Origin of the sequence: Bacillus sp. TH19, assembly GCF_016651075.1 — a bacterium.
GTDB classification, from domain to species: Bacteria; Bacillota; Bacilli; order Bacillales; family Bacillaceae_G; genus Bacillus_A; species Bacillus_A mycoides.
Window position 1 is genome coordinate 1 of sequence record NZ_JAEKEO010000012.1, and the last position, 25,201, is coordinate 25,201.

Below are 25,201 nucleotides of genomic sequence, written 5' to 3' on the forward strand. Positions count from 1 at the left end.
ATAGTGAAGAAGTTGAACAACGTACTATTGAGTTATTTGCTGAATCACATACAATTTCGGATATTAACGATTTAAGTGTTGAATCTATTCTTTCACTAGCAGAAGAATTAAATATTAGTGAAGCAAAACAACATATACTGCAAAATATTATCAATATGAACATTGGTTATTTAACATTAAATCGAATTATGGGTACGTTGTCAGGTGGGGAAATAACAAGACTTTACTTAGCTGAATTCATGGCAGTAAGTGAAAATGCTGTAATTATTATTGATGAGATTTCCGTGGGGCTTGATCACGAAACATTATTACAAATATTAGAAGAGATCGAAAAATTAGGGTGCAAAAATCAAATTTGGCTCATTGATCATTCAGATACAGTACTGGATACAACGGATGAGCAAATGTTCTTCGGACCTGGTAGCGGAAAATATGGTGGAAAAATCGTAAAAGAATCACCAAGGCCAAAGCCAATACTATCGGAACGAAATTACAAAATGCCAACAGAATATTATACATTCCATGAATTATATTGCCGAAATATCCAAATGACTGAGTTTCAGATTCCTAAAAATAGACTTGTAACTGTTACAGGAGAGTCTGGATGCGGGAAATCTACACTTGTCAATGAGTGTTTAGCTACAGATTTCTTGAAACGATATCCAAAAGATAAACTAGTTATGGTAGGGCAAGATCGAAACCAATCGATTACAAGTCGATCAACTGTAGCAACTTTCTTAGATATTAAAAAGAAACTGACAAAGTATAGTGAAGAAATTGATGATATTTTTGAGCGCTCAATTGAGGATATTATTGATGAAATTCCAAACGAAGATATTGCGTATAAACGCTTGAGCCTACTAATCAAATTAGGACTGGGCTATTTAACATTAGAACGAAAAACACAAACATTATCAACGGGTGAGTTTCAATGTGTTCATTTAGTTTCTGAGTTATTTGCAAAAACAAGAAATCCACATACATTGTTTATTTTTGATGAGCCTTCAAAAGGTTTATCGCAAAATATTTTAAATCAATTTATAGATAGTGTTAGAGGGATATTACAAGATGAATCAGTCTCTATCATAATGATTGAGCATAACAGTTACATGCTAGAAAGTTCTGATTATATTGTCGATTTTGGAAAAAGACAGCTTGAATCTATAGAGCATCTTGATGTAGTAAGTCATGAGGATTATTATCGTCAAAAAAGAAGTGTGAATAATGCTGAACAAGTACACATTTCTTCAACGCTTAAGCGTAAAGAAGGAGTTCACTATTTAAAAGAAAATCATATTAACTATTTTAAAAATGCTGAAAACGTTTATAAGGGTGGTATTTTAAAAAGCTTATCATCAATGGCACGATTAATTTATGGTGAATATGAATCTGATACAATGGCACCTGTTGTTGCTATTGATCTCGAAAGACATTTGTATAGTCAATATAGTTTCTTATATGAAATTGGTGGATTGATCAATCATATTGTAGCTGCTCATCCGACTAATAAAGATACGAGAAGCTTCGATTTCTATTCTCAGGATAATCATTGCCCATCATGTTCTGGACGTCTTCAAATTGAAGTTTTTGATAAAGAAATTACAATTCAAGATAAAAATGTTCCATTTTGGGATGGTCTATTCGATCCGGAAATCATGAAAGTATTAAAATTTTATCAATATGAAAAAATAGAATTTCTATTTGAAGAAATTAAAAATGAGCTTGGTCATGATTTGTCAAAGAGCTATAATGATATGTCTGAGGAAGAAAAACATACATTTTGGTACGGCTATTTTGATAAGTCCTTTTATGATAAGAAAGGAAAGACACGTAGAACATGGGTAGGATTTAATACGATTATTGGCGGGTATATTGTTATTTCAAAAGCAGCTATTAAAGAAGATATTAAGACTTCTAAAGAAATGATGAAATGTCCAATTTGTAAGGGGACTTTATTAAATCACCACAAACCACTTAATTTTGGAGATACAGATATTCGTGAAATTATTAATCAGCCGATTAACGAAGTATTAAAAAGTGTAGGAGATTTGCCTGTACTCGTCAAATTGAAATCTATCGTAGGTGACGATATGATTATGACAGAAGATGTTTCTTTATTACCTAGAAATATACAAGTCGCACTGAAAATGTTTGAATTAGAACAAGCAAGCTTTTCAAATTATGAAATGGTGTTACAAAATGTTTTACCATTCTGGGATGAAATAAAAGGAAATATAGAATCCATTTGCTTCAACAATCAAGTAACTATTTGTGATTTCCCTAATGTTTATGAAACAAGAGAAACCATTATAGATAAGTATTTCACAAATGGTAAATATAAAAAACTAACATATGTATACGAAGCATTTGGTTACAAAAAATTAGTTACCCAAATTAATAAAATTAAAAAAATCAACCCGTGTTCATTCTGTAACGGAAAAAAGTTATAACCGAAGATAATCTACATGATGGCGTGTTTAAATTAACAATTCCATGTATAACTTGTAATGCAAGTGGTATTAACGATGAAGGACTTAAAGAAATCGTTGATGGAATAGATGTGCAAACATGGTTAACCGGAAAAGTTAGTGATGTTGTGGATGAAAGCTTACGAACTGAGGATGTTGCAGACATTCTAATATTTAATCGAATTCGTGAGTTGAATAAGCGAGAAATGATGGCAGTTTATGAATGTCTTGAGAAAAATAATTAAATTAAGAAGAATAAAAAATAGTGGTCAGTTAGGGATTAAAAACTCATTTGCAATAATCTGCAAATGAGTTTTTTATGTTGAAGAAGAGTTTCTTTAAACATGTTAAGGTAGATAAATAATAGAGCAAGAAAAATCTATTTGTAATACCAATATAAATTATTCTTAAATTTTAAACTGAAAGGTATTACAGGTTGGCATTTATGTTTAAGTTTTGTTAGTCTTTCTAAGATGTAAATACATTTATCTGCGAGAGTTAGTTTTAAATCGTTAATTATAATCATTTATTATATAATTATTGACGTATAAAAATGTTTTTTCGGGATAATAATTTAGGTTATTTGGATAATAACAAAAGGAATATGCTACTTTTTTAGTGATTGTATAATTATTAGAATTTTTAAATTTAACAGAAATATATACTTGAATGAAGTATATATTTCTGTTAAATTTATCCTATGGACAAAACAAGTTTAATTAAAGGTCATTTAGAAATGTGTGTGTTATCTATTTTGTCGAAAAAGAAAAGTTATGGTTATGAAATTATGAAAGAACTTGAAGTATACAATTTAAAATTGAAAGGAGTAGGAAGTATTTACCCTATTTTAACTAAGTTAAAAAATCAAGAGTGGGTAAATACTTATCAAGAAGTAACAGACAGTGGTAAAGTTAGAATCTATTATGAAATTAATGAAAACGGGAAAATACGTCTTGAGAAGAAAATTAATGAGTGGTTAGAATTACAATCTGATATTCAAACATTATTAAAAAGTGGTTTGAAAGGAGACCTTCTGAAATGAGGAATGAATTAAACGGTAAAGAAAATCAATTTTTAACTGACGTACTTAAGGAATTAAAGCAATACGATATAAGTTTAGAAGAAAGGAAAAATATTAAACAACAAATTTTAGAGCATATTCAAGAATGTCGTGAAAATGGGGAGGATAGTATAAATGATCTAGGTACGCCTCAATTATTTGTTCAAGACTTTTTGGAGATAAATGAAATTGATCTGCGAGTGAAAATGAAACAACTTCAAAATGAAAAGGGAAATTCGAGCACATTTATCTTAGGTGGCATATTCATCGCAGTTATTACTTACCTCATCTCACAAACTACACTTTCACTATTTTTAACTGAATCATTTAACGGAACTAATAGCAAAAATACATTTAATTATAATCTTTTATATCGTATAGCAGAGAATCAATGGTGGAACTATGTATTAATAATGTTTAGTTTTACGCTCTCTATATTAGTATTTATTAGCCTAGTAAGTTATAAAAAAGAAAGCTATCTAAAGTATAATGAAGAAAACTATCTATAAACTATTTCAAATTTGTATTCTTTGTAATGTATTAATATTATGTATCGTACATCCAAAAGTTTATGCTCAGCAAAATATTAAAGTTACATTAGATAAGTATATTGAAAAATTTATAAAGGAACAGAACATTCCTGGAGCTTCCGTTGCAATTGTACATCATAAAGATGTATTCTTTACAAAAACATGGGGGATTACTGGGGAGTCTGAAAAAAAGGTAACTAGTAAAACCCCATTTGCGATTGGCTCAATAAGTAAATCTTTAACAGCTTTAGCTATAGTCAAGTTAATAGAAGATAAAAAAATAAAATTAGAGGATTCAGTTCAACAACATCTTCCTTGGTTTAAAGTAAAAGATAGTCAATCGGCCTCAAATATAACAATCCAACAGCTACTAACACATTCAAGTGGAATGAGTACCTATGAAGGTTTAGCATTATCAGATAAGCAATCAAAGACTACTACGGCTATAAAAGAAAATGTAATGAAACTGTCGAATGTAACATTAACTGCTCCCCCAGGACAAAAATATCAATATAGTAATGCAAATTATCTCGTTCTTGGTGCACTTATTGAGGAAGTTTCAAAAGAGACATACTCTACTTATATGGAGAAGCAAATTTTTCAGCCATTAAGAATGAATGGTGCAGCAGCAAATAGTGAAGAGTCTTATAAAAAGGGTTATTTAACAGGTTATCAATCATGGTTTGGAATACCAAGAAAAAGTACGGTGTCGTATGATAATGGTGGGACACCATATGGATATATTACAGCAAATCTAGAAGATATGATTCAATTCATTAAGTTTTTGAATCACCAAGAGCATACACAATTTTTAAGTAAAGATAGTATGGATCTTTATTTATCTCCATTATATAAAATAGATTCAGCGAAATATTATGGTTTTGGACTGAGGACAACAAATATAAATGGAAACGAAAAGATGGTTTGGCATTCAGGCTCAACCCCTGATTCACATGCAGAAATATTTATTTTAAATGAAACTGGCTGGGGTGTTGTGATTTTAACGAATAAAAATCATGTTTTTGAAGAAGCATCACTACCAGAATTTAAAAAAGGGATTATTAATATTTTGAATGGTGAAGAACCGGTTGATATACCAAATAATATACCGATAGTTCAAATTGTTATGTCAATATTAATATTCGCACTTTTCATTACAGCAATTATGTTAATAATAAAGTATAAACGTAAGAAAATTTGTAAAAAAATAATCTGGATTTTTCTAGGGAGTTTATTTCTAATATTATCTATTACTTTAATTCCACTTCTTATTTATAGTACAAATTCACCGTGGCAGACGATTAAAATGTTTTCTGCAGATGTAGCGTTGCTCATTAGTATTATAGTTACTTTATTGAATGTAAATGGATTAATATCAATATATATTGCGTTGAAAAGTGAATTGGTAAATAAGTCGTAAGAGCTTTTAATTATATAAATATAATACATTAAATAATCGTTTAAACTGTTATAAATATTTGACTCTCACACAATGTCATTGTTTAAGCTTAATTTGAGCTTCGAATAATTGTAATAAATAGGAGGAACTAATGTTCAAAATAGGAGATTTTTCAAAACTTTCTTCCATTAGCATACGTATGTTGAGACATTACGATAAAGTGGAATTATTACAACCAGTAAAAGTCGATGAGCAAAGTGGTTATCGATTTTATTCAGCAGCCCAATTAAAGAAAGTAAATCAAATTCAAGTGTTAAAAGATATGGGATTTAATATTGCCACTATTAAAGAATTAGTAGAGAGTGAAAATATTGAAGTAATAAAGTCACAATTTGAAAATCGTAGTGCTCAAGTAAAGGAAGAAATGGACAATCTCAAAAAACAATTACGTCTCCTCGAAGACTCAATGAAAACGATGAGAGAGGATGTTATTGAAATGAACTATCATGTTGCATTAAAAGAAATTCCAGAAAGAAATGTAGCAAGTGTTAGAAAGGTTATTCCATCGTATAATTGCGAAGGGGATTTATGGAGTATATTGATGCAAAAAATTAATGTTAAAAATATTAGTATAGCTAATCCGAGTTATAGTATTGCTACATTCCATGATCAAGAATATAAGGAAAATGATGTAGATGTAGAAATACAGATAAATATTTTAGGGGAGCATGAAAATACAAAAGATGTTAATTTCAAAAAAGATAGATCCATCCTATGTAGCTTCAATAACAGTTAACGGAAGTTATGAACAAATGACAGCTGTAAATGAGGCGGCAGCAAAATGGATTGAAACGGAAGGTTATGAATTAGCCGGACCGATGTTTAATATTTATCACGTTAGTCCAGCGATGGAATCAGATCCTAATAAGTGGGTTACAGAGGTTTGTTATCCGATAAACAAATAAACAATAAAGTAAAAAAGTATCGTATATGCCTTTTTTACTTTATTTCCATCTGAAAATATTTAGCACAAAGGACTCGTTGATTAACAATAATAGCCTCCTTAATACTAGTTAATCTAAGGAGGCATTGAATTGTTATAAATTAATGATATGTGTATCCTCCATCAGGAAATAATACATTACCTGTAGTAAAACCATTTTGCATTAAATACAGGACAGTATGTGCAATTTCATCATTATACCCTGGTCTCTGTACAAGAGAAAGAGATTTATAATCTTCATAAGCAGCTAGTCTTTTCTCATTTTGTTCATTCTCTCTTCGTATCGTTCCAGGAGAAACAACATTAACTCTAATAGGAGCTAATTCAACAGCTAAAGCTTTCCCTAAGCTTTCAATAGCACCATTACAAGCGCCATAAGCAGGTGCACCTTTAAGTGGTCTTTGACTAAATGCCCCGGACATTAACACGATAGATCCAGAGTTTGAAAGAAAAGGAATCGCATATTTTACGGCGTAATATTGTGGCCAAAACTTTCCGATAAAGCTGCTTTCAGCAATTTCCTCTGTAGCGGTTATTGGTCCAAGTGTGTAAGAGGCTCCCGGTGTGAATAAATGATCAAAATTCCCAACTGTCTTGAAAAAATCTTGTAATTGCTCTTTATTTTGATTATCCAATACATAAGTTTGAAGATGGTTGTTATTTATTAATTCTCGAGAAATTTTTAATTTTTCTTCCGAGCGTCCTGCAATAATAACATGTGCTCCTTGTTCAAGTGCTTGTTTTGCTGTTGCTAATCCAATACCAGAACTCCCGCCGATGATAACGATATGTTTATCTTTTAATACAGTAATAGACATGATTAAACATCTCCCTTAATATAAGATTTAAAATAAGTTATGTTAATTTTATTATTCGTTAAAAAATGACTACTGAAAAGTACGCACTTTATATGTACATAGTCGCAAATTTCGTACTAATCGCTTGTTATATGGATACATAATATAAAAAATTATTCATTATAATTTATGATTTGAGGGAGTGGTGAGGAAAATGAATTTAGAGGAACCGAAATTAAAAGGAGTAATAGCTACATTACAAATAATCGGTGGGAAATGGAAACCACTCATTTTATTTATTTTGCTAACAGATGGAACGAAACGGTTTGGTGAATTAAAGCGATTAATACCAGGCATTTCTCAAGGAACATTAGCGAAGCAGCTTCGTGAATTAGAGCACGATCAATTAATAAAACGCGAAATTTATCAAGAAATACCACCTAAAGTGGAATATAGCTTAACTGAGCATGGAAAAACAGTCAGTATTGTTTTGGATAGTATGTGTGGTTGGGGAAGAGGACATTTAGAATATATCGATAAAAACAAACTATAATATTATTATGTAAACTAAATAGGGTTTGTCGAAACATATCGTTTTAATAATTTTTATTTTATAATATATAATTAAATAGTGTTATAGGTTATTATATATGCAATCTTCCAGATGAGGTGATATAGATGAAATGCTGTATCGTTCGAAGTAACTAGTTGTTCGGGGCTGAAAAAATGCGTAGCAGATATAAAAGAAGACGTAGGCCCTTTCACAATAATATCAACTATGAGTCTATTTCGAGAATCATCTAAACAGTTAATGCATTTTTACAAAGGGGAAATAATAACATGAATGAATTAGAGTATAAAAGTTTTTATGATAAAGTGGGACGATTAAATGGGTGGGACTTTAGTAAGCTAAAGTGTGAAACTGTAGGTGACACTTGGGACTTTTATGGCGAAGTGCAAGAAAGATGTAAACCATCAGATATTCTACTTGATGTTGGCACAGGTGGAGGAGAGAATATATTAAAAATAGCATCTTCAGCTGCATTACTGATTGGAATAGATAATTCTAAAGGAATGATCAAAACAGCACATTCCAATTTGAATAAAGCAGGTGTACAAAATGTTGAATTTCTTCAAATGGATTCGGAATTTTTAACGTTTCCGCATGCTCATTTTGATATTACTTCAAGTTGTCATGCTCCGTTTGTAGCACCTGAATTGGCAAAAGTAATGAAAAAAGGTGCTTTTTTCTTAACACAACAAGTTAGCGAACATGATAAATTAAATCTTAAAGAAGCATTTGGTAGAGGGCAATGTTTAGGTGAAAGAGATGGTACGTTAAAAGATAATTATATGGGTGAACTTATTAGTGCAGGATTTGAACTCGTACAAGTACGTGAATATGATGTTACTGATTATTACAGTACTCCTGAGGATCTTATTTTCTTATTAAAACATACGCCTATTATTCCTAGATTTGGAGAAAAAGAAGAGGACTTTAATATTTTACAAAAGTTCATTGACGCTAATAGTTCCGAAAAAGGTATTCGTACGAATTCAAAAAGGTTTATGATTATTGCTGTTAAATCATAGTGTATTTTAACGTAAAAGCTGATTTTCTTTAAAAGAAAATCAGCTTTTTTGTGGAAAAGAATGCAGGGGAAACTTAAAAATCATAGAAATAGGTAAAGTGGTAATCTAAAAATTGAAATATAGGGGATAATTATTTTGAAACGTTACTATATTAACAATGAAAAAATAAACGCGCATATTACTGAGTGGGGAAATAATGAAAAGCCCGTTATCTTTTGTTTACATGGGTTAGGTAGTACGAGTTTAAGTTTTATAGAAATTGCAGAGGAATTAAAGGAAGAGTATAGATTTATCTCCATTGATGCACCTGGGCATGGTAAAACACCGCCCTTTGAAAGAACGGAAGATTATGAGATGCTGAATTTAGCAAACTGGTTAAATGAAATAATAAATGAACTGAGAATTGAACATTTCTATTTTTTATCACATTCGTGGGGAAGTTTTGTAGCACTATTTTATTTATTAAATAATCCAGAAAAAGTACTAGGAAGTATTCTTATTGATGGTGGATATCAAACTAAAAGGCTTCAAGAAGAAACGCTTGAAGAGGAAATCGCGTATTACGAAAAGGATTTTGAAGAATATATTTTTAATAATTGGGGTGGATTTTTCAAAAGTGAAAAAGAAGCATATACTAGGTGGTCTCCATTAGTAGAAGTTGCTGTAAAAGACCTAGGGATTGAAATGGATAATAAAGTATGTTGGCATGCGAGAGGTACAACAGCTGGTAATATAATAAGAGGTATGCATAAAGATGAAACGATAGATATTTACGAGAAGTTACCATCTAATATTGTATTACTTCGAGCTACACTACCGCAGATATGGGATGATTATAGAGAAAAGACAGTGGAAATTTTCAAGTTAAAAACTGGCGCGAAAGTAAAATTAATCTCTGATACTACACATTTGTTACACTGGGATAAACCAGAAGTTGTTATAGAGGAAATAAAAAGTAATTGGAGCTAACATATTCATACTAAAGTTGTAGTTTTTACACGAAAAATCCACCCTTCGGTTTGATTTTATCTATTTATAAGTGTAATACAATAAGAATAGATAATAAGAAACAAGGGGGAATGTAAAGTGATTACACATATATCAGATATAAAACTACAAACGGTTTCTATAGAAGGGGTAAAACAAGTCTATAAAGACATATTATCTTTTCCAATAAAAAAAGAAACCGCATCATATATTCAATTTGAAGTAACACCGTATACAACAATTAGTTTTCAAGAAGTATATGAACCAATTGCACCTGCGCATTTCACTTTTGAGATCCCATATTCAAAGTTTCATGAAACGGAAAAATGGCTTAAAGAGTCTGGATTACTCATTGTGAAATGGAAAGATGGTCATACAATTGGTGAGGAGAATGGTCTATTCAATTTATACTTTAAAGATGGTGATGGAAATCTTCTCGAAATTATTGCACATAGTTATGTTAAAGAAGATGTATTAGTCCCGCATTCACCGTTAAACATTTTATACGTAAGGGAAATTGGTCTTCCGGTTAAAAGTGTACCTGTATTTACGGAATGGTTGAAATCAAATCTAGACATGAAAACGAAGGAAGATGGGGATATTTTTAATTTTGTAATAGGTGGCACTGCATATATCGTTGCAACCTGGTGGCAGCGACCGTGGATTCCAATCGCGATGAAAGCTTTACCACCGAAAGTACATGTTTCATTCGGAACACCGGATCATGCGTTTTTACAACAAATCCAAAATAACTTTAAGAAAAATGGTGTTCCATTTGAAAGTAAACATACTGAAGTATTGTTTATTCAACAAGGGTATTCATTTTCTGTTTTGCATACACCGGAGTTTCATTCCGATATTCCTAGAAAATTAAACTTACCACTTTCTATATAATTATAGGGAGGGGTAAGTTTTTTTCATTTTCATGAAGAAGGGTTTCAATATAATTACACTGAATTTATAGAGGACTATAAGGCGTTATTCTAATTTACTGTAAGGAGAGAAATGAATTGAATCTAGGAAATCCGATAGCCAAAGGAAATACGGCTGAAATTTATCTTTGTGATAATAAAGTTGTGAAATTGTTTAAAGAATACATCCCTAATACAGAATCTCTATACGAAGCACGAAAACAAAAGTATGCATATTCATGTGGTTTATACGTTCCTAAAGTATTTGAAGTTATAGAGATACAAGGTAGACAAGCTATTATTATGGAATATGTAGAAGGGGAAAGTGTTGGTGAGCTTTTGCTTAATAATTTGAGTAAAGCGGAGCATTTCATAAGTATTTGTGTAAGTATACAACAAAAAATTCATGCTATATCTGTGAGCTCGGATGAAATAGAACCGATGGAAGAAAGGCTTTATCGTCAAATTAACTCCGTACATGATCTGGATGAAAAACAAAAGGGAAATATATTAAAAAAGTTAGATTCAATCACATTTGAACCTAGATTATGTCATGGTGATTTACATCCGTTTAATTTAATTATGAGTAATGGTGATGTGAAAATTATAGATTGGGTTGATGCTAGTTCAGGTGATATTCGTGCAGATGTGTTTCGGACATACTTATTGTATTCACAGAATTCAGTGGAATTAGCTGAAATGTATTTACATATATATTGCAAAAAAACAGGTTTATTAAGAGATGAAATTTTCCAGTGGGCTCCTATTATTAACGCAGCTAGATTGGCAGAGAGTACACCTCTGTAAATAAAAGATGTTTTCAAGTATTTATTTTGATCCCTATTAAAATAGTGAATCATTTATTTTTTTACTCATTGATTCTCTCCGTTATTTTTCTTGCTAATTCTTTTCGGTTTGTCATATACTTAAAAGAGACCAAACGTTTTCTTTTAGGAGGACACAATGCGTAAAGGTGAATTAACAAAAAGAATGATTCTTGATCGTTCCTCTGCCCTGTTTAATGTAAAGGGGTATAGTGGTTCTTCAATTTCTGATATTATGCGAGAGACTGGGCTAGAGAAGGGCGGTATTTATCGTCACTTTAAAAATAAAGATGACTTGGCTGTTCAAGCCTTTCAGCATGCAACTTCACAAATGGGAGTGCATTATGCCGAAGAGATAAAAAAAGAATCCAATACGTTGGATAAGTTAAAAACTTTTATTTCAGTTTTTACATCTCTCATTCATAATGATCCTCTTCCTGGAGGGTGTCCAATCATGAACGTAACGTTAGAAGCAGATGATTCCCATCCTCTCATGGCAGAACAAGCACAGATAGCGATGAATCAATTACTTGGAATAATTGAAAAGATTATTACGTATGGAATTGAGCAAGGAGAGTTAAAACCAGATACTCAAGCAAAACAGATTGCTATCATCTGGATTTCTTCTCTTGAAGGAGCACTTGCCTTGTCACGCTTATACCAAGATACAGTTTATATTGATACAGTATCGTCACGACTTTTAGATGAATTGGAAAAACAAATTACGGCCAACTAAGCCGTAATTTTTATCGCAAAAAAGAGACTGTTTGGTTTCTTTTTTGAGGGGGGTGATCACTTAATAGAAATTCCATGATGGAACTATGAAAGAACGGATGAGAGAAGAATGGTACTAATACAAAATAGTAAATTGAAAAATGTGTAGAATATGAACGATTTCGGCCTACCTGTTTCTAATTTTTGGAGGAGTGTGAAAAGGGATATGAGAGAATTTGAAACAATCGTAATTGGATCTGGCCCTGGAGGATATGTTGCTGCAATAAGAGCTTCACAATTAGGGCAACAAGTGGCAATTATAGAAAGAGAGAATCTTGGTGGCGTATGTGCTAACGTTGGCTGTATTCCATCTAAGGCACTTATTTCTGTAGGTCATCGCTTTGAGGAAACAAAGCATTCAGAAGATATGGGTATTTTTTCTTCTGGTGTAAATGTTGATTTTGCAAAAGTACAAGAATTTAAAAACAACGTTGTAAAGAAATTAGTAGGTGGTGTAGAAGGGTTATTAAAAAGCAATAAAGTAGAAGTGATAAAAGGTGAAGCTTATTTCATGGATGCTAATACTATACGAGTAACCAATAAAGATGCAGCTCAAACATATACATTTAAAAATGCAATTATAGCTACTGGATCACGCCCAGTTGAAATTCCAGCATTTAAATTTACAAAACGTGTGATTAACTCTACAGGTGCACTTAGTTTAACTGAAGTTCCAAGTAAATTGGTTGTAATCGGTGGTGGTTACATTGGTACTGAATTGGGCTCTGCTTACGCTTCCCTCGGTTCTATAGTAACAATTATTGAAGGAGGTAAAGATATTTTAACTGGCTTCGATAAACAAATGACTCAAATTGTGAAAGAAGACCTTATAAACAAAGGTGTTACAGTAATAGTAGATGCATCCGCTAAAGGTGTTGAAGAAGTTGAAAATGGTGTAATTGTTACCTACGAAATTGGTGGTGAAAAAAAGAAAGTTGACGCTGATTACGTATTAGTAACGGTTGGCCGTCGTCCTAATACTGAAAATATGGGTTTTGAAAAAATCGGTATCGAGTTTTCTGACCGCGGTTTATTAAAAGTTGATCAACAATGTCGTACTAACCTTCCGAACATTTTTGCTATAGGAGATATCATTGCTGGTCCACAGCTTGCACATAAAGCATTTTACGAAGGAAAAGTAGCTGCTGAAGCTATCTCTGGTGAACTATCATTTGTTGATTACTTGGCAATTCCAGCAGTTTGTTTCACAAATCCTGAATTAGCTACAGTTGGTTATACTGAAGAGCGAGCAAAGGCAGAAGGCATGGAAGTAAAAGTGATTCAATCCCGATTTTCAGCAAACGGTCGTGCACTTGTATCAAATGAAGGTAAAGGGTTCTTGAGGCTATTGGTGCGTAAAGAAGATGGTGTATTAGTAGGTGCTCAAATCGTGGGTAATGGTGCATCAGAAATAATTGCCGAAATGGGTTTAGCAATTGAATCAGGCATGACAGTTGAAGATATTGCATTAACACCACATGCTCAACTAACTTTAAGTGAGATTGTGATGGAAGCGGCTGAGGCCTTAATTTACAATTTTAAATAAATATTAATTAATAAAAATTGGATTTCTTCGTTTTTTAGAAATTCTAAATAAAATAAATGTAGAGATAAATAAATATGTAAAAAACAATCTTTACTAATAAACTTCTTAATAACATATTATGGCTAATTGAGCCGTTTTTTTACCGTAAAAAAGAGACTATTCGGTTTCTTTTTGTGAGAGGATTTATTCATTTATTAGAGAATGAAAAGTTGAATTATGGAAAATAAATATAAGAGGAGAATATAAATGAGTCAATTTGTTAATTCAACAATGGAAGGTAAAAATTTTAGTGCTGTTCAAGTAGGAAAGTGGGAGAATCTGCTTCAATATAAAAATGGAAATCCATTTAAAGCTCCTGGAAAGGTATTTCTTAAAGATGACTTACAATGTACAGGAATGGAAGTTTCACTAAATGTTTTCCCTCCAGGCATTTCGATGCCCTTTTATCATAAGCATAGAGAAAATGAAGAGCTGTATATCTTCGTCAAAGGACAAGGGGAATTCAAGATTGATGATGAAATCCTTGAAATCAAAGAGGGTACTGTCATAAGGGTGGCACAAAAGGGGGAAAGAATTTGGCGTAACAATTCAAGTGAACCTCTCTATTTTATTTGTATTCAAGCTAGGGCAAATACTTTGGAAGAAAGTAATATCGAGGATGGTATTAAGCTAGATAAATCCGTTGAATGGATTGAAAAATAGGTGCCACTGTACGATTAAATATCGTTTCGCTCCTTGTATTTTGTCTTTTGAAGAAAACTTATCTATAGAAAAGTACACCCAATTGTTAAACTGAATGTAACAATTGGGTGTACTTCATAGGAAACCAACTGTGTTTAAAGAATGGCTTTTTTCAATCTTTATTCTATAAAGGTTCATTATCCGTACTTGTTCCTCAGTTAACTCTTCTTTATTCCAATACATATGCATTAAACTATATTCGAATATCTCCTTTAATTTAATAAACAATGGAAGCTGCTCTATCATTTCTTTAGGTAGATCATTTTCCTCCTGGTATCCGTCGATTATTGCTTTTGTAATAGAATTCTCATAGTCGACTATGTTGCCATTCCCAACGAAAGAATATTCTATCGCGCTATAGACTGGAACAGCTAAATCGAATATGTAAAAATGTTTTTCACAGTCTTGAAAATCAATCATTTGGATATAGTTTATTAATTAGTTTAAGTATCTCTTTTTCTATATTATTCATTTTAACTTCCTTTCCAAACATAAATTTTCCACTTACAAAACTACTAGTTCCTTAACTTACAAATTTCGTGTTTTATTTGGTAGAATCCTTTAAAAAAGATTTATCCCGTAAAAGTCCGATTAGTATGGGATAATAATCAGTGGGAAGGAACAAACTCCCCACTGATTAAAGTTTCACTTTATTGGAAAGTTAAGTAAATGAATGGAAAAATAAGGTAGTTGAAAAAATATGAAATGAGTAATTACATATGATATTTAAAGGTTCTAGAGGGTGGTTAATGTTATAAACCGCAAGAAATATCAAAAGAAAGAAGAGGATACTTCTTATAATATTTAGTGAGGAGGGAGATAAATGAATGAACATATACAGCTAATGATTGAATGGATTGAGGGCAATTTAAAAAAGGAGTTTTCATTAGATAAATTATCTGATTATATGGGGTATTCTCCTTACTTCTGTTCGTTTAAATTTCATCAAGTAACAGGGATAAGTATTAGACGATATATTCTTCTTAGAAGATTGTATTTATCAACGGAAGATTTGACGAATGATAGAAAGATAATTGATATCGCATTTGATTACGATTACTCTTCGCAAGAGGCTTATAGTAGAGCATTTAAAACTGTTTTTGGTATAACCCCAGGAAAATTCCAACTTAACAAAATACCGGTTCAATCATTTATTAAACTCTCAATCAATGATGGAAAGGAGTGGGATAGAATGAATTTTTCTAGAAAAATTGAAGTTAATCAGTTACGAAATGCGAAGAGTGAGCTGTTTGATAAAGATGTACTAAACATATTAAATGGTCAATTTATGTATGAAGAATTTAAAAGTGAAAGACTAATGGGAGAGTCTGATTACGCTCCATTTAATGAAGCTATGTGTGTAAATGCGACTACTGCACAGATTTTTGATGATGAGTTTATTAAAACAAGGGCAGAAGGACATCAAGGTACTGTAGAAAATTATATGAAAAAGGTTATTCATCCTTTAGAGAATCTTTTAAAAAAGAGTATAAATGTATCGTTTTATGGTTTGGTGAGGATATGTTTTGCCAAATGAATCTACTTACCGTACTTTCTTACCTTGAACAGTCTGATTATAAGGGAAAAGTATACTTAAATAGCTTCAGAGAGGATGAATTTAAAGTAAGTCAAATTGAACTTGAATTAGGGAACTATTTTTCTGTTTACAATGAAGTTCTAGTAAATCATAAAAAGCCATCTCATGAGATACTACCTGTAATATATCAGGCGATAGATTTATATTTAGAGATGCTAAAAGAAAATAATGTAGTAGTAAAGTATATCTCCAAAAATAAAGATTTACCAACACAAGAGTTACTAAAAAGGTTGTTTAATCTTTTTCCAACAATAGGATATGGGGACCTACAATATATAGAGCTTATTAATAAAGCGAGATGAAAATTGAAACTAATTAGAAGAGAATACAGTAAAAAAGATGCACCTAAAAGTATAGGTGCATCTTTTTTACTTATATTTGTTCAAGTAAATTTAATTCCTCTTCTACAAATGCCATTAATTCTTTTATTGTCTCACTAGAAAAATCAAAACGAATTCCAGCTGCTTCATATACCTCTGGTAAGGATTCAGAGCTACCTAGAGATAATGCTTTTTGTAATTTTGTAGTGCTTGTTTAGGATTCTCTTTATATTGTTTATACATTTGCAATGCACCAAGTTGCGCGATTGCATATTCGATATAATAGAATGGTATTTCGAATATGTGTAGTACAGGTAACCAGCCAGTTGCTATCCAGTTTTCATAACCTTCAATATTTACCACATTCGATTGGTAAGTGTTATGTAATTCTAAATATTTTTCATTTCTTTCTTTAGCAGTATGATTTGGATTTTCATACATCCAATGTTGGAATTGATCAACGATAAGCATTTGTGGTAAATACTTAACAATATCTTTAAAAAATCTAATTTTGCTTTTATAAATTCTTCTGTATTCTCATAAAATGTATCCCAATACTCCATCGAAAACAATTCCATTGTCATGCTGGCTAGCTCAGCTGATTCTGAAGGGATTTCTAAATATTTTTGTAGCTTTAGCTGCTTCATACATTCATTATGAATACTATGGCCCATTTCATGGAGGAAAGTAGTAACATCATAATGTGTATGATTGAGATTCATAAAAATAAAAGATAATTGAGAAGCAGGTAAGTGTTCGCAAAATCCTCCAGGTGCTTTTCCTTTACGACTTTCTAAATCTAAGCAATCATTTTTATGCATACGGCTCAATAATGCAGAAAATTCTGGGTCTAGTTTTTGTAAAATATGAGAACTTTTTTCGATTAAATCACCCTCGTCTTCAATGGGTTTTAATACTTTTTGATTTGGTGCGGCTGCTTTTAGATCCCACGGACGAAGTGTATCTACTTGAAGTTCAGCTTTTTTCTCATTAAATATATTATCAATAAGTGGCACAACGTATTTACGAACGGATTCTGCAAGTTCATAGCAATCATCAGCCGTATAATCAAAACGTTCATGTTTTTTAAACATATAATCACGATAATTATCTAATTGAATGTTTTTTGCCTTTTGGTGACGGATTGCAATTAATTCATTTAAAATATGTTGTAAATTATTTTCAACAGATAAAAATTTTTCAGAAATGAGCGTTTTTGCTTTTTTTCGTATATCACGATTCGGATTTTGTAAGTAAGACTGTAGTTCAGTAATTGTTTTTTCTTCGCCATCCCATAGTGCAGTCAAACTGCCTGTAATTTCGAAGTACTCGGTTACTAATTTGTCTTCTTTTACTTCTAAATCAATGTTCTTTTCTACAAAATAATGTTTGCGCATTTTTTATTTTTTTATCTAGTAAGCTATAAGTTTTTGGATCAAGTTGCATTCGAAATGGTGACTCTAAATATTTATTATCAAAGGAATTTTGATAACGTTTCAAAAGAGGCCTTACATATTGTTGATCATATTCAAACGTATCTTTTATTTCTTTGTTATCTGTATTACATTGAAAGTCAATATAGTGTGATCTCAATTGTTCTTCGATTTCCCATATTAATTTCGACTGTATTTTCAGCCAATTTTCTAAATCTTCTCCTGAAGAAATGGGTTTACTTAATAAAGTAGATAATTCGTTCTCTAGCTCATGTATATTACGGATATCGATCGTATTAGAGTTCTGCATTATTTACCCTCACTTTTTATTTACTCAAGGAGGTATTCTTCTTTTTCGCTATGATTCCTTTTTTTCTAGAAAATTTGTGCCTATTACTCCAAGAACAATCATAAGTGTACCGACAATATGATAGTAGGCAATTTGCTCGTGTAAGAATACAACGCCTGCGATAATGGTAATAAGTGTAGATAAGTTGCTAAAAACACTTATTTTGGCTGCTTCAATATAAGATAATGAATAGTTTAATAATAATGCTGTCAGTAAGGAAGATAGTAATCCTAAATATAAAATGGAGATAAGGAATGTTCCATTCGTAAATGGCTTAAAGTATACAGTTATTGTACCTTTGTTCATATGGTCAATGATTGCGATGAAATTAAAACTAATAAAACCGATTGCTGTCATTGTGTATGTTAAATCCATCAGCTTGAATTTCTTTGTCATTTTTCGAGCTAATACATTGTAGCAAGCAGATGATAATGCCGATAATAAAATGAGAATAACACCGATAAAGCTCGTTTCATGAGCCCCTATACCATTCATAACAAATATATAAATGACACCTATGACAGAAATACATACTGATGTTTTTTGCCATGTATTCGTATATTCTTTTAAAAAAATAGGAAGCTAGTATCATCGTAAATATAGGGATCGCTGCTTGTATAATTCCAGCTTCAGATGAACTTGTATATACTAAGCCAAATGCTTGGAAAGCAAAGAACAATGCTGGATAAAATATTGCGAGTTGTAAAAGTGTAAGTATGTTTTTAAATGATATATTTAACTTTACAAAACCGAAAATAACCGGAATGGTTGCTGCTATGAAGGCAACTGTAAAACGGTGAGCCAGAGTATCAAGAGGACTCGTAATGGTTAGTGCTAGTTTCACAAACATAAATGAAAACCCAATAATAAATGAATAGAGTAATGCTGATATATATGCTTTTGTTGTATTTGTCATAATTCCACCTCATAGTAGTTGATTTCTTACTGGCCAGTATACGTACATAGTAATCCTTCTGATCTAGTGCTACAATGTGAACAAATACAAACTGTACCGGTACAAAAAAATAGGAGGTGTAATGATGTATAAATATTTACATGTTTTGAACGACTTAGAAAGTATGATTCAAAATGGTGAGATAAAAGAAGGAAAGAAATTACCGTCTATACGGTCGCTTGTTACACAATATGAATGTAATAAGGCGACTGTAATACGAGCGCTGCATGAATTGGAAAAGCGTCATATTATTTATTCTGTACCTCAAAGTGGATACTACGTTGTTAAGAAATCTGGAAGTTACGTAGAAAGTAACGAGATTATTGATTTCGCTTCTTCGGCCCCAGATCCAGATGTTTTTCCATACTTAGATTTTCAGCATTGCATTAATAAAGCGATTGATACCTATAAGAATGATTTGTTTATATACGGAACACCGAAAGGGTTACCATCTTTAATTTCGGTTGTGCAAAAACAGTTAGCAAACTATCAAGTTTTCACAAAGGAAGATAATATATTTATAACGTCAGGTGTGCAGCAAGCACTTGCAATACTAACTTCTATACCATTTCCGAATGAAAACGAAACGATATTAATTGAACAGCCAACATATCATTTATATATTGAATATCTAGAAATAAATAAAATTCCTGTAATCGGCATTAAACGTACGAATGAAGGCATCGACTTGAATGAATTAGAATGTATATTTCGAACAGGAAAAATAAAATTCTTTTATACGATACCGAGATATCATCATCCACTTGGAACGTCTTATTCTAAAGATGAGAAAGAAAAAATCGTGCTATTGGCCAAGAAGTATAATGTATTTATAGTGGAAGATGATTATTTAGCAGATTTAGAAACAGATTCAAAAGCAGATCCGTTATATAGCTTACATAATTGTAATCATGTCATATATCTGAAAAGTTACTCGAAGATTATTTTTCCAGGTTTACGAGTCGGTGTGGCGGTTATTCCACCAGCTATTGCAAATGATTTTCATAAATATAAAAAGATTTTAGACATCGATAGTCCAATGATATCTCAAGCTGCTTTAGAAATTTATATAAAGAGTGGCATGTTCGAACGCCATAAAAATAAAATTAAATCCTCCTATAATAATAGATCAAAAAAACTAGCAGAAACATTAGAAAAAGTGCATAATGAAAACCCACATTTGTTTACTTCTAGAACAGTAGATCCAATTGGAATACACACTTGTTTACAGTTGAAAAAAAATATAGTCACGGACACATTTATTAAAAATTTAAGCAAGAGTCAAATAAGCATAGATTCTATTGATAAAAATTATTTAAGTAACTTTCATAAAGAGAGATTGTTAAAGTTAAATGTATCTAATGTAAAAGAAGAAAAGATTGAAGAAGGGATTGGCAAAGTAATTGGGGAAATAAAACGAACGAACCGTGTGGATTTTCAGTTTAAAAAAGAATAAAAATTATGAGGGGGCGTGTTTTGAATAGAATAGCCTTGTTTGTATGTATTGCTCTTATTGATTCACAATATTATTGTTTAATTACAAAAAAATCGTTACGTTCATGATCTGCCATTAAAAGGGCATTTTCTTGAATATGGATAAGAGAATGGGTTATTTATATGTGAATTAAAGGTAATTCAGAAGATGTTATTTCGTTTTAGTATGTGGAAATATTACTCAACATTATGGAGGAGATTGATTATGAGCAATACACAGACATTACGAGGGCTAACCACAGTTAGTTTTTGGACAGATAATCTAGCAGCCGCAAAGAAATGGTACGCTGACCTATTAGGAAGTGAACCATACTTTGAACGTCCAGGATATGCCGAATTTCGCATTGGCGACTACCAACACGAGCTAGGTTTAATCGATAGCCGTTATGCGCCAGCTGATTCAGTGACCGGCCCATCTGGCTCTATAGTGTACTGGCATGTTGATGATGTAACAGCAACTTTCAATAAGCTACTGTCTATGGGAGCAAAAGAATATGAGGCACCTACAGAGCGCGGCGTGGGATTCCTCACGGCTTCCGTAGTTGATCCCTTCGGAAACATATTAGGCGTTATGTACAATCAGCACTATTTAGATGTGCTGATTTCGAACAAAAAAGCATGAACTTCGCTGCTGCACAACGAGGTACCGAAAATAATTATACTTGATTATAAAGAGTAAGGAGAATCACATGAAACCATTACAAGGTAAAGTAGCAGTTGTGGCCGGAGCAACACGAGGCGCCGGAAGAGGTATTGCGATGATGCTTGGTGAAGCCGGTGCAACTGTATATGTAACAGGAAGAAGTACAAAAGGGAATTTATCCTGTATGGGAAGAACTGAAACGATTGAAGAAACGGCAGAGCTTGTTACAAAGCAAGGCGGAAAAGGAATCGCAGTTCGTGTTGATCATACGGTAGAAGAAGATATTAAAGCATTATTTACAAAGATTCAAGACGAACAAAATGGACAGCTTGATATTTTAGTAAACGATGTTTGGGGCGGCGATCCTTTAACAGAATGGGAGAAATCTTTCTGGGAACACAACTTACATAACGGACTACTTATGCAACAAAGAGCTGTATATTCTCATATAATGACAAGTCATTACGGTGTACCATTAATGGTGAAAAATAAAAAGGGACTTGTAATTGAAATTACAGACGGTGTCGACTATCAATATCGAGGTAATTTGTACTATAGTTTAGCAAAAGTCTCAACAATTCATTTAGCAGAAGCAATGGCGAAAGATTTAGAACAACACAATATTACAGCTGTCGCAGTTAGTCCAGGATTCCTTCGTTCAGAAGCAATGTTAGATATATTTGGTGTAACAGAGGAAAATTGGCGAGAAGGAGCTAAACAAGACCCTCATTTTATCGCATCAGAAACTCCTTTCTTCGTTGGAAGAGCAGTAGCAGCTTTAGCAAGTGATCCAAATGTTCATGAAAAAACGGGACGAGCGTTAAGTTCATGGGAATTAGGAAGAGAGTATGGATTTACAGATATGGATGGAAGACGCCCAGATTGGGGGAAATATTTTGAGGAGAATGTTTTGAATCAAAATTAATGTTTTTAGAGCACTCAATAGCTGAGTGCTCTTGTTCTTTATACAATACGCAAATAATAAAGTCCTTTTAAAAATAAAATGGTTATTTAAAAAGCATTGGTACAAATGAAATACAGTCAAAAATAAAGTGACAAATCCAACTGACCCAAATACTTTTTGAATTTTTCCATATATAATTTAGTGCTAATCTAATTGGGATTATAGTTATTAATAACTGCATTGGCACAAAACCATAAGCTGGAATATGCCACAAAGCGAACAACAAACTACATATTAATGATGCCGTGCCAAATTTTAATCCTAATTTTTGTAATGCGATAATTATATTAGTGCAAATCAACTCTTCACCCATTAACATAAAGGGTACACGGAATAAAATCATAGAAATACTTATTACTTCAGCAACGGAATTTTTAGTTGCAGGTTCAAAAATGTAACTGAATATTAAGTTGGAAGCCATACCGACGATAATTGTTAAAGGCAAACCCCAAAGTAATGTCTTAATATTAAAATGTTTAAATTGTTCTAATGATATTTTTCCTAAAAAATAGTAGCCTATAATTCCACATAATACAAGATTCCATAAAGCTTCAAGAATCATCCCCAATACTTCAGGTATATTATCTCCTAACACTGCGAAAAGTTGATATACAATCCCGGAAATAATTAATAATCCCAAAGCCAAAGGGATTTCGAATCAATTTTCTTCTCTGTTTCTATAATCTTTGTTTCCACAACAACCCCTTCTTTCCACAACAACCCCTTCTTTCTTATTATTTCATTGATTACGAATATATAATAGCACATTGTTCTCCAAAATAATGGTAATTGAGATGGTCATAATAATTTTATTTTTCCAAATCAGTAAGTCCAAGATTAGGAGATTCCTTGCAAGAATCATTTAGACCAAAACCTAGTATTAATGTCGTGATTGAAATAAAGCAATTATTAAACAAAAATAATAATCGCCCATCAAATTTATGAGTAGGCGATTAATGTATTTCTAAGAACAAAATTAAACAACTTTATTATCTTTACACATATATCGCATAAAACATTTTTTAACTTCATTAAAAATATAGGGAATCATTACCAAAAAAATGTTATCCTTAAAAGTATAGTCTATATTTTGCATAGGAGGGTGATGGAGTCTATGGCGGTACGTATAGTCGATGATTTACAACAATTCTCTTTATTACTTATGTTTTTGAGTACATTAATATTTTACAGATACTTAAAGAAGATTAAACAGAGAGAAAACTGACTTCGTTCGAATGGACAATGTATTTTGTCACTCAATTCGCGACTACCATTTGGGCAATTACTTATTTTATTAAATTCTTGTCTGAATCGTAAGTTACATTAAACCATTTTAGTTTACTGGATTATTGTTATCTATTAGGGATATAAATATAGTCCGTATCTAAGTCAATGATGACATCGCTCTTAATGTCTTCTTGTAATGACTTTGGAATGTTTTCAAAATGATAACGTACACAAAATAAATTTATAAGCTCCTCATTAGATAACTCTTCATTTTTTACGTTAAAATACATTTTTTTAACTTACTGATAGAACAGTTATGACCAATAACATACTCATTAATTCCATATCCATCAAATTCAATTATCATGTTATCACTATTGGTTGCTAGCCAACATTATAGCTTTAATTTTGGATGAATCTTTCATATTGATTATTATACATAGCTTATATATGTCTCGTCTCAATTATGATATTCAAAATAAGAAGAAACACATTTGGAAATTTTTGTAGCAGGTGCAACAGCATGTTCTTTAATACCAATGCTAATAAAAGAAGGTCATACTGTGTATGCAATGATTCGTAACGAATCACAAGTAGAAGCAATGAAGAAAGTTGATGCTTTACCATTACTAGCTGGGAGAGAGGTGCTTCAAAGAATAAGGCACGTAAAGAGAATGGATACTTTAAAATATTATAAAAATCCTTTAATGGGAATACTAGTAAAATTCACTATTAAAGGATTGGGCTGTAATGAATATACTTTTTGAAAGCATTATTTTAATCCTCACTGGAATTATTGTTTTAAAATTGACGAGGTAGTAAATCTGTTAGCCAAATGACGAGAGCTGAAATTATTATTGTGGTTTCTATAGGACGTATTATTGTAGAACCTATATTAAGTAGGAAAGTAGGCCCATCTATTTTTGCTGCGTTTATTTTTGCGGGTGTTTTACTTATTATTCATTTTTTTGAACTGAAATCACGAAAAGTAGAAAAGTTTCTAAATGGAAATAGCATTATTGTTATAGAAAACGGAGAAATCTTAAAAAAGAATTTATTACGCGCGAAAATGTCAGAACAACAATTATTTATGCATCTGAGAGAAAAAGGTATACATGAAATCAAGAATTTACAACAAGCAACTGTAGAAACGAATGGACGGATTGGGTATCAACTAACTACTAAGGCACAACCAGTTACTTTGGAAATGCTAGAAAAGCTTCTAGAGCAATGTAATCTGAAAAAATAGTTTTAGACTGAAAAGCACTTCTTGTACATAAAGGCACTTTTCGCAAACGTGTAATAGTCCCTTCAGTAATCCTGAAGGGACTTTCGTGTTATCCAATTTACCGAGGGTGATGACGATCAATATTACGATTAACAACAACATTAAAGTTCATAAAAATAAACAGAATGAAAAATTGACAAAAAATGAGAATAGTAGTAGTCTAACGTAAAACATACGCTACCGTATTTTATTGGAGAGATAATATGCAATTAACGAGGGAAGACTGGATAAAAGTAGGATTACAACAATTAGCTAATGAAGGAATACATAAAGTTCGCATTGAAGCACTTGCTCGATT

General features: G+C 31.8%; 17 protein-coding genes and 10 pseudogenes. 21 read left to right on the top strand and 6 right to left on the bottom strand.

Annotation, left to right across the window (positions count from 1 at the left end; translation table 11 throughout):
- From JFU54_RS28355 to JFU54_RS28375, 5 genes and pseudogenes are all read left to right on the top strand, one after another.
- Positions 1-2,713, top strand: a pseudogene (locus tag JFU54_RS28355) (ATP-binding cassette domain-containing protein); the annotation flags it as partial.
- 455 nt (positions 2,714-3,168) lie between these two features.
- On the top strand, positions 3,169-3,510 hold the full coding sequence (locus JFU54_RS28360) for a PadR family transcriptional regulator (RefSeq protein WP_002016557.1): 342 nt from the start codon (positions 3,169-3,171) through the stop codon (positions 3,508-3,510).
- Positions 3,507-4,037, top strand: coding sequence for a DUF1129 domain-containing protein (locus JFU54_RS28365; RefSeq protein ID WP_201067408.1), 531 nt, complete (start codon positions 3,507-3,509; stop codon positions 4,035-4,037). The genes JFU54_RS28360 and JFU54_RS28365 overlap by 4 nt, the downstream gene beginning before the upstream one ends.
- Positions 4,018-5,478 carry a serine hydrolase domain-containing protein gene (locus JFU54_RS28370; RefSeq protein WP_201067411.1) on the top strand — a complete coding sequence of 487 codons (1,461 nt, stop codon included), beginning with the start codon at positions 4,018-4,020 and terminating at the stop codon, positions 5,476-5,478. The genes JFU54_RS28365 and JFU54_RS28370 overlap by 20 nt, the downstream gene beginning before the upstream one ends.
- 130 nt (positions 5,479-5,608) lie before the next feature.
- A pseudogene (locus tag JFU54_RS28375) lies at positions 5,609-6,422 on the top strand (MerR family transcriptional regulator).
- A gap of 139 nt (positions 6,423-6,561) precedes the next feature.
- On the opposite strand, the gene JFU54_RS28380 reads toward JFU54_RS28375, so the two are convergent.
- The gene (locus tag JFU54_RS28380) at positions 6,562-7,278 is read right to left on the bottom strand and encodes an SDR family oxidoreductase (RefSeq protein WP_201067414.1); all 717 of its coding nucleotides are present in this window, start codon (positions 7,276-7,278) and stop codon (positions 6,562-6,564) included.
- A gap of 193 nt (positions 7,279-7,471) precedes the next feature.
- Here JFU54_RS28380 and JFU54_RS28385 point away from each other — a divergent pair, with 193 nt between their 5' ends.
- The 8 genes from JFU54_RS28385 (at position 7,472) to JFU54_RS28420 (ending at position 14,594) form a co-directional block, all read left to right on the top strand.
- Complete coding sequence (locus tag JFU54_RS28385; protein ID WP_002013343.1) at positions 7,472-7,810, top strand: winged helix-turn-helix transcriptional regulator; 339 nt, start codon at positions 7,472-7,474, stop codon at positions 7,808-7,810.
- A gap of 287 nt (positions 7,811-8,097) precedes the next feature.
- Positions 8,098-8,850, top strand: a complete 753-nt coding sequence (locus JFU54_RS28390) for a class I SAM-dependent methyltransferase (RefSeq protein WP_002032273.1) — start codon at positions 8,098-8,100, stop codon at positions 8,848-8,850.
- Positions 8,851-8,985: 135 nt separating this feature from the next.
- On the top strand, positions 8,986-9,819 hold the full coding sequence (locus JFU54_RS28395; protein ID WP_201067415.1) for an alpha/beta fold hydrolase: 834 nt from the start codon (positions 8,986-8,988) through the stop codon (positions 9,817-9,819).
- A 117-nt stretch (positions 9,820-9,936) separates the two neighbouring features.
- Positions 9,937-10,731 carry a VOC family protein gene (locus tag JFU54_RS28400; protein WP_201067417.1) on the top strand — a complete coding sequence of 265 codons (795 nt, stop codon included), beginning with the start codon at positions 9,937-9,939 and terminating at the stop codon, positions 10,729-10,731.
- Positions 10,732-10,847: 116 nt separating this feature from the next.
- Positions 10,848-11,555: a phosphotransferase family protein gene (locus JFU54_RS28405; protein WP_201067419.1), complete on the top strand. Its 708-nt coding sequence runs from the start codon at positions 10,848-10,850 to the stop codon at positions 11,553-11,555.
- 156 nt (positions 11,556-11,711) lie between these two features.
- Positions 11,712-12,308, top strand: coding sequence for a TetR/AcrR family transcriptional regulator (locus JFU54_RS28410; RefSeq protein ID WP_201067421.1), 597 nt, complete (start codon positions 11,712-11,714; stop codon positions 12,306-12,308).
- Positions 12,309-12,512: 204 nt separating this feature from the next.
- Positions 12,513-13,892, top strand: a complete 1,380-nt coding sequence (lpdA, locus tag JFU54_RS28415; RefSeq protein WP_201067422.1) for a dihydrolipoyl dehydrogenase — start codon at positions 12,513-12,515, stop codon at positions 13,890-13,892.
- A gap of 246 nt (positions 13,893-14,138) precedes the next feature.
- Positions 14,139-14,594, top strand: coding sequence for a cupin domain-containing protein (locus JFU54_RS28420; protein ID WP_033715802.1), 456 nt, complete (start codon positions 14,139-14,141; stop codon positions 14,592-14,594).
- A 114-nt stretch (positions 14,595-14,708) separates the two neighbouring features.
- Here JFU54_RS28420 and JFU54_RS28425 read toward each other — a convergent pair.
- A pseudogene (locus tag JFU54_RS28425) lies at positions 14,709-15,059 on the bottom strand (protein kinase); the annotation flags it as partial.
- 397 nt (positions 15,060-15,456) lie between these two features.
- Here JFU54_RS28425 and JFU54_RS28430 point away from each other — a divergent pair.
- Positions 15,457-16,532 (top strand): annotated as a pseudogene (locus tag JFU54_RS28430) (helix-turn-helix domain-containing protein).
- Between the two features lie 70 nt (positions 16,533-16,602).
- Here the strand turns inward: JFU54_RS28430 and JFU54_RS28435 are convergent.
- Positions 16,603-18,293: pseudogene (locus JFU54_RS28435) on the bottom strand (M3 family oligoendopeptidase).
- Positions 18,294-18,309: 16 nt separating this feature from the next.
- A pseudogene (locus JFU54_RS28440) lies at positions 18,310-19,248 on the bottom strand (DMT family transporter).
- Between the two features lie 124 nt (positions 19,249-19,372).
- On the opposite strand from JFU54_RS28440, the gene JFU54_RS28445 reads away from it, so the two are divergent.
- From JFU54_RS28445 to JFU54_RS28455, 3 genes are all read left to right on the top strand, one after another.
- Positions 19,373-20,743, top strand: a complete 1,371-nt coding sequence (locus JFU54_RS28445; protein ID WP_201067424.1) for an aminotransferase-like domain-containing protein — start codon at positions 19,373-19,375, stop codon at positions 20,741-20,743.
- Between the two features lie 243 nt (positions 20,744-20,986).
- Complete coding sequence (locus tag JFU54_RS28450; protein ID WP_201067427.1) at positions 20,987-21,403, top strand: VOC family protein; 417 nt, start codon at positions 20,987-20,989, stop codon at positions 21,401-21,403.
- A 67-nt stretch (positions 21,404-21,470) separates the two neighbouring features.
- Positions 21,471-22,349: an SDR family oxidoreductase gene (locus JFU54_RS28455; protein WP_201067429.1), complete on the top strand. Its 879-nt coding sequence runs from the start codon at positions 21,471-21,473 to the stop codon at positions 22,347-22,349.
- Between the two features lie 82 nt (positions 22,350-22,431).
- Here the strand turns inward: JFU54_RS28455 and JFU54_RS28460 are convergent.
- Positions 22,432-23,084: pseudogene (locus JFU54_RS28460) on the bottom strand (CPBP family intramembrane glutamic endopeptidase).
- Positions 23,085-23,502: 418 nt separating this feature from the next.
- On the opposite strand from JFU54_RS28460, the pseudogene JFU54_RS28465 reads away from it, so the two are divergent.
- Positions 23,503-23,705, top strand: a pseudogene (locus tag JFU54_RS28465) (hypothetical protein).
- Positions 23,706-23,740: 35 nt separating this feature from the next.
- Here the strand turns inward: JFU54_RS28465 and JFU54_RS29970 are convergent.
- Positions 23,741-23,982 (bottom strand): annotated as a pseudogene (locus tag JFU54_RS29970) (hypothetical protein).
- Between the two features lie 127 nt (positions 23,983-24,109).
- Here JFU54_RS29970 and JFU54_RS28470 point away from each other — a divergent pair.
- From JFU54_RS28470 to JFU54_RS28480, 3 genes and pseudogenes are all read left to right on the top strand, one after another.
- Positions 24,110-24,382: a hypothetical protein gene (locus tag JFU54_RS28470; RefSeq protein ID WP_201067433.1), complete on the top strand. Its 273-nt coding sequence runs from the start codon at positions 24,110-24,112 to the stop codon at positions 24,380-24,382.
- Positions 24,383-24,450: 68 nt separating this feature from the next.
- Positions 24,451-24,864, top strand: coding sequence for a DUF421 domain-containing protein (locus JFU54_RS28475; protein ID WP_201067436.1), 414 nt, complete (start codon positions 24,451-24,453; stop codon positions 24,862-24,864).
- Between the two features lie 242 nt (positions 24,865-25,106).
- Positions 25,107-25,201 (top strand): annotated as a pseudogene (locus JFU54_RS28480) (TetR/AcrR family transcriptional regulator); the annotation flags it as partial.

What these genes read in the sequence shown, in the direction of transcription:
- JFU54_RS28360 (WP_002016557.1), top strand. Translation starts at nt 3,169, where the DNA reads ATGGACAAAACAAGTTTAATTAAAGGTCATTTAGAAATGTGTGTGTTA.
- JFU54_RS28365 (WP_201067408.1), top strand. Translation starts at nt 3,507, where the DNA reads ATGAGGAATGAATTAAACGGTAAAGAAAATCAATTTTTAACTGACGTA.
- JFU54_RS28370 (WP_201067411.1), top strand. Translation starts at nt 4,018, where the DNA reads ATGAAGAAAACTATCTATAAACTATTTCAAATTTGTATTCTTTGTAAT.
- JFU54_RS28380 (WP_201067414.1), bottom strand. Translation starts at nt 7,278, where the DNA reads ATGTCTATTACTGTATTAAAAGATAAACATATCGTTATCATCGGCGGG.
- JFU54_RS28385 (WP_002013343.1), top strand. Translation starts at nt 7,472, where the DNA reads ATGAATTTAGAGGAACCGAAATTAAAAGGAGTAATAGCTACATTACAA.
- JFU54_RS28390 (WP_002032273.1), top strand. Translation starts at nt 8,098, where the DNA reads ATGAATGAATTAGAGTATAAAAGTTTTTATGATAAAGTGGGACGATTA.
- JFU54_RS28410 (WP_201067421.1), top strand. Translation starts at nt 11,712, where the DNA reads ATGCGTAAAGGTGAATTAACAAAAAGAATGATTCTTGATCGTTCCTCT.
- lpdA (WP_201067422.1), top strand. Translation starts at nt 12,513, where the DNA reads ATGAGAGAATTTGAAACAATCGTAATTGGATCTGGCCCTGGAGGATAT.
- JFU54_RS28420 (WP_033715802.1), top strand. Translation starts at nt 14,139, where the DNA reads ATGAGTCAATTTGTTAATTCAACAATGGAAGGTAAAAATTTTAGTGCT.
- JFU54_RS28445 (WP_201067424.1), top strand. Translation starts at nt 19,373, where the DNA reads ATGTATAAATATTTACATGTTTTGAACGACTTAGAAAGTATGATTCAA.
- JFU54_RS28450 (WP_201067427.1), top strand. Translation starts at nt 20,987, where the DNA reads ATGAGCAATACACAGACATTACGAGGGCTAACCACAGTTAGTTTTTGG.
- JFU54_RS28455 (WP_201067429.1), top strand. Translation starts at nt 21,471, where the DNA reads ATGAAACCATTACAAGGTAAAGTAGCAGTTGTGGCCGGAGCAACACGA.
- JFU54_RS28475 (WP_201067436.1), top strand. Translation starts at nt 24,451, where the DNA reads ATGACGAGAGCTGAAATTATTATTGTGGTTTCTATAGGACGTATTATT.